This window comes from Microbacterium sp. CCH5-D1 (genome assembly GCF_001557335.1).
Taxonomy (GTDB): domain Bacteria; phylum Actinomycetota; class Actinomycetes; order Actinomycetales; family Microbacteriaceae; genus Microbacterium; species Microbacterium oxydans.
In genome coordinates this window covers 1-7,858 of the sequence record NZ_LSJW01000135.1, presented here as the reverse complement: position 1 = coordinate 7,858, position 7,858 = coordinate 1, and the positions used below count along the sequence as shown (strand labels likewise).

General features: G+C 62.3%; 7 protein-coding genes and 1 pseudogene. All 8 read right to left on the bottom strand.

From position 1 onward, the window contains the following. On the bottom strand, positions 1–790 hold a 790-nt coding region (locus AX744_RS20250; protein WP_157543556.1), incomplete at its 3' end, for a hypothetical protein. After that, complete coding sequence (locus AX744_RS08260; protein WP_061016264.1) at positions 787–1,830, bottom strand: TniB family NTP-binding protein; 1,044 nt, start codon at positions 1,828–1,830, stop codon at positions 787–789. The genes AX744_RS20250 and AX744_RS08260, both read right to left, overlap by 4 nt. Next, positions 1,827–3,863, bottom strand: coding sequence for a Mu transposase C-terminal domain-containing protein (locus tag AX744_RS08255; protein WP_061016263.1), 2,037 nt, complete (start codon positions 3,861–3,863; stop codon positions 1,827–1,829). Before AX744_RS08255 ends, AX744_RS08260 begins: the two co-directional genes overlap by 4 nt. Beyond that, positions 3,856–4,680 (bottom strand): TnsA-like heteromeric transposase endonuclease subunit, encoded by an 825-nt coding sequence (locus AX744_RS08250; protein WP_061016260.1) that lies wholly within the window; start codon positions 4,678–4,680, stop codon positions 3,856–3,858. The genes AX744_RS08255 and AX744_RS08250 overlap by 8 nt, the downstream gene beginning before the upstream one ends. A 575-nt stretch (positions 4,681–5,255) precedes the next feature. Further along, the gene (locus tag AX744_RS08245) at positions 5,256–5,462 is read right to left on the bottom strand and encodes a hypothetical protein (RefSeq protein WP_017201940.1); all 207 of its coding nucleotides are present in this window, start codon (positions 5,460–5,462) and stop codon (positions 5,256–5,258) included. A 350-nt stretch (positions 5,463–5,812) separates the two neighbouring features. After that, positions 5,813–6,622 (bottom strand): RNA polymerase sigma factor, encoded by an 810-nt coding sequence (locus AX744_RS08240; RefSeq protein WP_061016258.1) that lies wholly within the window; start codon positions 6,620–6,622, stop codon positions 5,813–5,815. A 324-nt stretch (positions 6,623–6,946) separates the two neighbouring features. Next, positions 6,947–7,210, bottom strand: a complete 264-nt coding sequence (locus AX744_RS19970; protein WP_082738454.1) for a hypothetical protein — start codon at positions 7,208–7,210, stop codon at positions 6,947–6,949. A 420-nt stretch (positions 7,211–7,630) separates the two neighbouring features. Next, positions 7,631–7,858, bottom strand: a pseudogene (locus AX744_RS20975) (F510_1955 family glycosylhydrolase); the annotation flags it as partial.

The following is a 7,858-nucleotide window of genomic DNA, read 5'->3' as shown; positions in this document are numbered from 1 at the left end:
GGATGGTGTGGCGGCGGAGGGGGCGGAGCCAGAGAATCACGCGTTCGACGAGGATGTCGCTGTTGGTGAGGCCCAACGTTGCGGTGATGTCGAGTCGTAGATCTGCCGCCGACTGAGTGCGCCATCGTGCGCAGTGTGCACGATTGGACAAGATCTGCAGAACGCGCACCGTCGCGCGGTACAGATGTGCGCGGCGATCGATCTCGCGTACCGCGCTCATCAAGCACGGATTCTGCCCGGTCTCTGCGTTCTGGGCGGAGAGCGTTTCGTTGTCGCGCACCATGGCCCACACTTGACCGTGCAGTTGTGTGGTGACCCGACCAGTGGCGACGAGTCGACGGAAGGAGAGTTCCGCGTTCCGAAGCGTGGGATCGAAGGGAACGATCACCTGGGTATCGGGTTCGGTTCCGGGACCGACCCACACCATCTGCCTCGGGTGTCGGAGACAGAAGTTTTCCCGATCGTGGGGAATTTGCTCGATCGTCTCCCCGGCACTGCATAGGCGGCACAGGAAGCGCTGCGGGTAGGCCCGTGTGGAGTCCGGTTGCGCTAGACGCTTCATGCGGAGGTAATGACCGGCTGGGCGCCCTGCCGTCGCCTCGACCGTCCGAGCGGCCGCTTCGTCGTCGATCCAGACGCGGTGGATGTTCGGTTGCGCTCGGCTGGTCAGTGCCCTCTCGGCGAAGTCGAACGGTACTCCTGCGGCGCGGCATTGCCGCTGCGCGTAGGAGCGTGGCGTCTCAAGATGATGCCACTTGGGTCGTTTCGCCCACGCCTGCGTGCTGATCATGCGGCGTCCACCAGGTCGTCCAGGGTGACGTTGTGTGTGTTGAGCGTGGTGCGCCGGAGAGTATCGAGAACCCCGAAGAGTCGCTCGCGGGTTACGGTCTCCGAGGTGCGCGATTCGTCGCGCAAGATGGACGCGACGAGGCGGTCCACGATCATCGCGAGAACGGCGAGTTTCCCGTCGGTGGCGTGGACTAGCGTGCCGGCGTTGCGGGTGAGAAGGCCGTGGGCGTGCCCGCAGAGCGGTAGGAAGCTGTCGAAGGTGGCGACCCATTTGATCCATTGTTCGAAGTCCTCTTGGACGGCGGGGTCGATCTTGTCGAGTGTGACGAAGTCGCAGCGTGCGCTGACTTGCAGGCCGTCGCCCGTCTTGAATGCTTGGTCGAGATTGATTCCAACCAGGACGACGGTCGCACAGGACTCGTTCTGGAGGGCTTTGATGACACTGGAGGGTTCAGTCCCGCCGAGCTTGTGCGCTTCGTCGATCACGAGCAGCTTCGTGCCGTGACGGTGGAGGGCTTCGACGGCAAGCTTCCGCAGCCTGTCGGTGGCGATCTGTTTGGGGAGAACGATGGTGGGGGCGAGAAACTCCACGATCTGGGCAAGGAGAGCTTTCCCGGTCGAGTGTTCGGTCATCTCCACCCAGACGACCGGTGCGTCTCCGTCTCTGAGGTAGTCGGGGTGTTGGGCTGCGTGTCTTCGTTCTACGGATCGAGCCAACAGGAGAGCGAGCTCTGTCTTGCCGGAGAACATCGGCGCGGATATCATCAGCCCGCGCCGCGAGTTCTTCAGCCGAGGGTTGATCCGGATGAGGTCCTCCAGAATGCGAGCGCAGACCGTTTGCTCGCGTGTCTTCACCCTCAGCGTCAGTCGGAGAAAGTCTTCGCGAGCTTGGTCGTATAGCTCTCGTGCTTCACTGTCCAGATCTGTGTACTGACGGAAGGTGATCTTCGGCGGGGATGCGGGCTCGGCGTCGAATGCTTCTCGAAGCCCTGCAAGGCTGGTCTTGCGGTCATGGTGGAGGACGAGTGGGGTGATCTTCATGAATCAAGCTCCTCTGCTTGGGCGAGATGTATGTCGGGGGATGCCCAATCGATGGTGCTGATGTCGATGGGTTTGGCCCATTGCCGTAGTGGGATCGGTGTCGTTGTCGCGGGGCCTGGTTCACGTTGCGCTTCGACCTTGAGGCGCTGTTGCTCTCGCTTGTGCTGGGTGCGTTTCCGTTTGTCTCCTCGTTCGCGACTTTCGACGCGGTCGATCCACTCGCGGCGGCGGTCTGGATCGTCGACTGCGGCGTCGGGGTATCGCGCAAGGAGTTTCATGTCGATCTCGGCGACCATCGGTGCTGTCTTCTCCCGTAGAGCGATGTCCCAGCACTCGATCCACACACCGGTTTCTGGGTGACGCACCCAGACGGCATTGGCGTTGTAAGGGTCGAAGCTCACTGGGAATTTCCTGGCTTTCGCGGATCCCGGTTCAGCGCCCGTGAGGGAGCGATTGCGGAGATCTTCCAGGTGGGGTGAGTCATAGCGGCGATTGTGGAGTTCGATCCCTGCGCGACCGATCATGCGCCGTTCCGTGGGCAAGAGCGCGAGGTACTCCTCAACTCCGAAGGGCACGGGGACGCCGGGTCCTACAGCGAACAGTTCGGTGTACATCTGATTCGGGGTGAAGATGCGCCCTGGGGAGCTCGTCGACTTCAAGCCACGGTGGGGCCTGTTCAGGTAGATGTTCGTTATCCAGCTGTCGAGGATGAGGCGAAGCGAATCCAGGGTGAGGGTGGGGTCGTCTTTGGCGGCCCGATGGGCGACGGAGTTCCCCACGAAACCGGCCAGCCATGCGGCGAAGTCTGTCGAGAGGGTGCCGAAGTTGCGTTCAACGTGTGGTTTTACCGTCGGTGTTCTGGAGGGGGCAAGTTCCCTGTGGATTCCGTACGCACTGCAGGCATCTCTGAACGTGCGGGACCGAAAATCTGCTCCACCATCGATAGTGATCGATCGCGGGAAGATCCATGGGACGGCCAGAGAATCGTCGGTGAGGAAGGGGTTCACCTGCTTCATCAGGTCGGACGGCAACGTGGCTGACCCTGCGAGGGTGGCTGCTCCTGAACCAGGTACGGCTTTGCGACCGATGACAGCCCGGGCGAGCAGGAGCGCATGGTCGAATCCGCCGGGGCTGTCCGCGTGAATCGCCCAAGCGAGCGGTACCCGGCTTGCGACATCGAGAAGCACGGTGAGTGTCGGCCGGAACTCGCTGTTCTCATCCCAGACGAGAACGTCGAGTTTCGTTGAATCGATCTCGCATCGCTCCCCAAGTTGATAGGCAGCCCCGGAGTAGTACTGACGCTTGGGGCTGTTGTCGGTGTTTCGCCGGGTGGTCGCTTTGTCGAAGCTGTAACGGCCGGCAGCCCGCTCGTTGATGTAGCCCTGGAGGGTGCGAGCCTTGATCTCACATAAAGGATCGCCGGGGTAGGTGGTCTCGAGCGCTCGCCTCACCAAGACAGCGCACCGGCGTTTGCTGCTCGTCGACTTGTCCGTCTGACGATCGAGGAATCGATCGATGATCGTCACCAGCCGTGGATCTGCCCGGCTGATGGCGAGTCGCTGCTCGCCCTTGCGATGCATGCGGGCATTCAGTCCGGCTGCACCGCCTTGCTGGTACGTCTTCCACAGGAGGTGAAAGGTGCTGCGCGCTCGCCCAAGTGAAGTGCCTTTTAGCTCGAGCAGCTTCGCGTCAACACGTGCGTTCTGAGTTGTCAGTGCAGGGTCATATTGTGCCCGAGGAGCGGAGGCCAACGGATCCATCGGCTTGCCAGTGAACGCCTCAAGGAGATGGGCTTCCATATCGCATACGTCGGTCGGCCATGCATCCCCGTCCGGCCGAAGAGATACGATGCGATCCCGTTGGGCTGTTCCGGCCTGGAGCAGGAACTCGTCTACGGACATGATCAGGTGTCGATCGGGTGCGCTCTCAGATCGGAGCTTCACCTCTAGGCCAGGGATGATGTGGACCCAGACCCAGCTCTCGCCGTCAATGTCGAAAGTGTCTCCGAGCTTCAGCTTCTTCTCGTCAGACACCGATCGCGTCCGTTCTCTCCCGATGGGCGGTAGTCAGTAGCGTGTTGCTGTTGAAGACCGCCGACAGATCGAGCTCGAGCAGCCTGCGCCAGGCGAGGTTGTCAATCCAAGCGCAAGCAAGAGGTGGGCAATCTGGTGATGCCAGCTCGCATAACTCCCGGCGAGTCTTGCCGAGAGTTGCCGCCTCGAGGATCCGGTCCTTGACGGCAGCAGGCGGCCTGCAGCGGTCATGACGCGACGCCGACAACCATTCGACCACGCGGGTCGCATGAAGGCTGTGGCCGGAAAGCACCTGATATTGCCAGCCGAGCGTTGCCGACACTCGCGCCGTCTCATCGAACTGCAGTTGCGCATACTCGTCGATGAGTTCCTCTGGCCTCACGTCCCGAACGGCATAAGAGCCGTCCGACATCTGCAACAGGAAATCCGGCACATGCCAATGACCGGCCATCGGCGAGCGGACGCCGAACACCACGCCAAACGGCTGCGACCACACCCTTTCGGCCTGTCCGCCATAATCGAGCCACATCAACTCGTCGCGCTCGAACTGAGACTCACACCACACGTGGCTGCGGGTGCGACTCCAGAAGTACTCAGATCCTGTGAAGAAGTGGCTGGCGCCCTTCGATACTCGAACCTTCATGGGGTCGATGACAGACCAATCCAAACGGCCGAGACTTCGGTCGACCGGTGCGAACGAGGTGTTGTTCGCATAGCCAGTCTCCGAACGATGATCACGCGGCACCCAGTGCAGCTCCGACTCTTTCGAGAACCGTCGACGAGCGATCATCCGTGCGATCTCAGCTGGCTTCATCATCACTCCCGGAGGGAGGCGGAGTGCCGGTAGGCACATCTTCGTCGCCTGCGCCCAGGATCAGCCCGGTCGGCTTCGACGGGCTTCCGACACACCGGCGCGGACCGGATATCGTTCGATCTGATCTCGAGTGGCCCGACGTGAAGCGAGAACCGCATCGTTGGTCGCCCGATGTCACTCGGGACTCCACCGGCTTCCGTCGCAAGGTCTAGGCAACGCAAGGCCAGACTTGAACGAACGAGGGGAAAGCTCCCCCACTAGCCTTCGGGTGAACAGTACTCGCCGCCGGCTTCCGGTGAACATTGCCGGCTCCGGCGCTGCGGCAGACATTGAGATGCCGGTCGGCGTTGCCGTCCCGGGCGCTCACGCCTTGGCGTCCGCGGAGACCGTTGCGGACCCCGACCTCGTGAGACTGACCATCCCGCTCCCCCAGTGCAGGACCCGTCCCGCACGAGATGCTCGACGGGAACCTCGTCATCGACAAGGTGAACTACTGACCGCCACCGACGGGGTTCTGGAGGCCCTCGACTTACACAACGAGGGCCTGCACGTGTGCACGTGCAGGCCCTCAGGTTCGATTAGACGCGCTGGCTGATCGTGCCGCCCGGGTTGCGGTTGGCGGTCGATTCGGTGACGAACCGGCCCGACGACGCGGAGCGGTGCACCGTGGTCGAGTTGCTCGTGCCGGAACCGACACGTTCGGTGGTGGTCTTTCCGGGCCAGCGGGCCGCAGCGGCCTTGGAGACGAAACGACCGGTGGATGCAGAGCGACGAACGGTTCCCATGGGAACTCCTTCACTGATTGGTGCCGGGGTGCCATGAGATGGAGCGCCGCTAGTCTGCGGCTGCCAACTCCGGTACAGTCAGTGCTCTGGATGAGACCTGACCTTCTCAGGGCTTGTGAGCCGTCCCGTTACCGCGGGGCGGCTCTTTTCCGTTGTGATCCCGACATCTCGGTATATGTCCGCCGCTGGTCACTTCCCCTCGCGGCCTCTCAACTGCTTCGATTGAGTCTTGCCCGTCATCGATCGCGAGACGAGCGACTGCGCTTTGTTGGCGGAAACGGTTCGGCGTGCCGCCTTCGCGTTCTGGGTCCCGAAGGACGAGCGCTCGATCTTGCCTCGAAATTCACTGCTCATGCGGACTCCCGGTTCTGTCGTACTTGCTGACGTGCGCGCGCGATCGCCGACTCCACCGCTTTCGCGGTCATGCCAAGCTTCTCGCCGATCTCCGCGTGCGTGAAGCCATGCGTCACGTTCAGATAAAAGGCTGAGCGGACACGCTCGTCCTTGATGCTCCCGAATGCACGACGCAGCTCGTCCTTGATGTGCGCCGCCTCGCTCGCGTCGGGAGCAGCCGACGTCGACGGACCCTCCTCGAAGTCGTCGGCCCAGGCCGCTGCGGGCGGCGGAGCCTGCGGCTCCGCATATGAACGCAGCTCTTCTCGACGCCAACGCTTGTAGACGTTGCTGAACTGCAGAAGGCACTGGCCCACGAAGAACGTGCGCAGGGAAGCTCCCTTGGCGGGGTCCCACTTGCCCGGGACGAGCACCTTGTCTCGGAACGCGGTGAGGGCGAGCACGATCGTCTCATCCGCCAGGCTCTCGGCCTCTTCGATCATCGAGCCCGGGCGGGGCTCAGGCTCCAGTGCGCCGAAGCCTTTTCGCTTCACCTCGCCACGAATCTGCCCTTTGTAGATCCACCCGCGGATGACAGCCCACCCGTACTTCGCGATCTCATTCGCGAACAGATCGTAGTTCCGGCCACGGTATCCGCTGGCCTGGAGTGCGGTCGCGAGTTCGCGGTCTCCAGCGAGCCGGTCGAAACGTTCCTCGGCGCGATCGCGGTCTGCCTCGGCCAGCCAGGCCTGATCCGTTGCCCACGCGATGAGAGTAGGAACGCGATCGGGGGACGAATGCCCTTCGGGCTCGTCGTTACCGGTCATAGCGTTCCCTCACGATCCTGGTCAGCTCATAGTCACCACGATCCCTCATATGTCCGACATTGCAGACTTCCCCTCGCCTCTCGCAAGAAAATGTTGAGCAACCTCACGGTTCGGTGCCGCCCGCCGTACACGATCGTTTGCGGCGTGGTTTCGCATTCGGTTCTACTGGTGGTGCCGCAAGCGAGGCCTCGGACCCATCTCCGCTTTCCAAAATCTCCCGCTGAAGACGCGAGTGAGCACAGCAGGAGGGAGCGTGCAGCAGACGACCCGCCGAAAACGATCGTTTCCGGCGAGTTCGCGTCGCCCGTCATCGTGCGCCCGCCGTTAACGTTCGCCGGTATCTGCTTTCGGCAGACGTTTCCGGCGTTCAGGTAGCTTGTCTTGCTGCGCTCGCTCGTCGTCCGTCGATGCGAGTTGGCGTGGTTGGTTTCGTTCCGCGCGGAGTTGTTGCTCGATCTTGGCGTGTGCTTTTCGTTCGTTGCGGTCGGCTCTGATGATGGACCGCAGGACGAACCAGAATGCTGCGACGACGGCGATCGTGGGGATGACGGACCAAAAGGCGTTGGTCCAGTAGTCATTGAGATTCATCCGCGCCTCCCGGGGGTTCACGTAGCACGAGCGCCAGTCCGACGATCGCGAGGATGAACGCTGTTTCGTAGCTTCCGAGCGTGTATGCCCAGAGTGACCGTTGGTGTGGAACGGTTGTGTCGATGAGGAGATGAGTTGCGATCAGTGCGACGGCGGCCAGGAGAAGGAAGGCCCCGATACGTACGAGGCGATCGTGACGCCGCTGTGGGGACATGTGGCTGGTGCGCGTGGGAACGTGTGTTCGTGGACGGTGCCGAGCTGGGTGCAGGTGGCGGGTCATCTGAATATGGCTCCGATGAGGTAGAAGCTCGCAAGGGCGAGAAGCAGGGCGAGGACTGTGGTGCACGCGATGAAGACGGATATGCGTCGGAAGGGATTGCGGCGGGGGACCATGGGTGGCCGTTCTGGTGGTGGCGTTCTCTACCGGGCGGGGGCGAGGATGGTTGTGTCGTCGGCTGTGATCTGGACGATGCCGCGGTCGTCGACAACGATGAAGCGTTCGTCATCGATCGCGGTGAAGGCCTGAGCGGCCCCTTGAAGCGCGTCGAGGCGTTGCCATGTTCCTTCGGTGTTCTGTGACCAGAGGGCACCGTCGGTTCCGACTCCTGCGAGCGAGCCATTGGGTTTGGCGTCGAGTGTGTAGAGCAG

Excerpts from the sequence above, each read along its gene's own strand:
- AX744_RS08260 (WP_061016264.1), bottom strand. The coding sequence starts at position 1,830 with ATGAAGATCACCCCACTCGTCCTCCACCATGACCGCAAGACCAGCCTT.
- AX744_RS08250 (WP_061016260.1), bottom strand. The coding sequence starts at position 4,680 with ATGATGAAGCCAGCTGAGATCGCACGGATGATCGCTCGTCGACGGTTC.
- AX744_RS08245 (WP_017201940.1), bottom strand. The coding sequence starts at position 5,462 with ATGGGAACCGTTCGTCGCTCTGCATCCACCGGTCGTTTCGTCTCCAAG.
- AX744_RS08240 (WP_061016258.1), bottom strand. The coding sequence starts at position 6,622 with ATGACCGGTAACGACGAGCCCGAAGGGCATTCGTCCCCCGATCGCGTT.
- AX744_RS19970 (WP_082738454.1), bottom strand. The coding sequence starts at position 7,210 with ATGAATCTCAATGACTACTGGACCAACGCCTTTTGGTCCGTCATCCCC.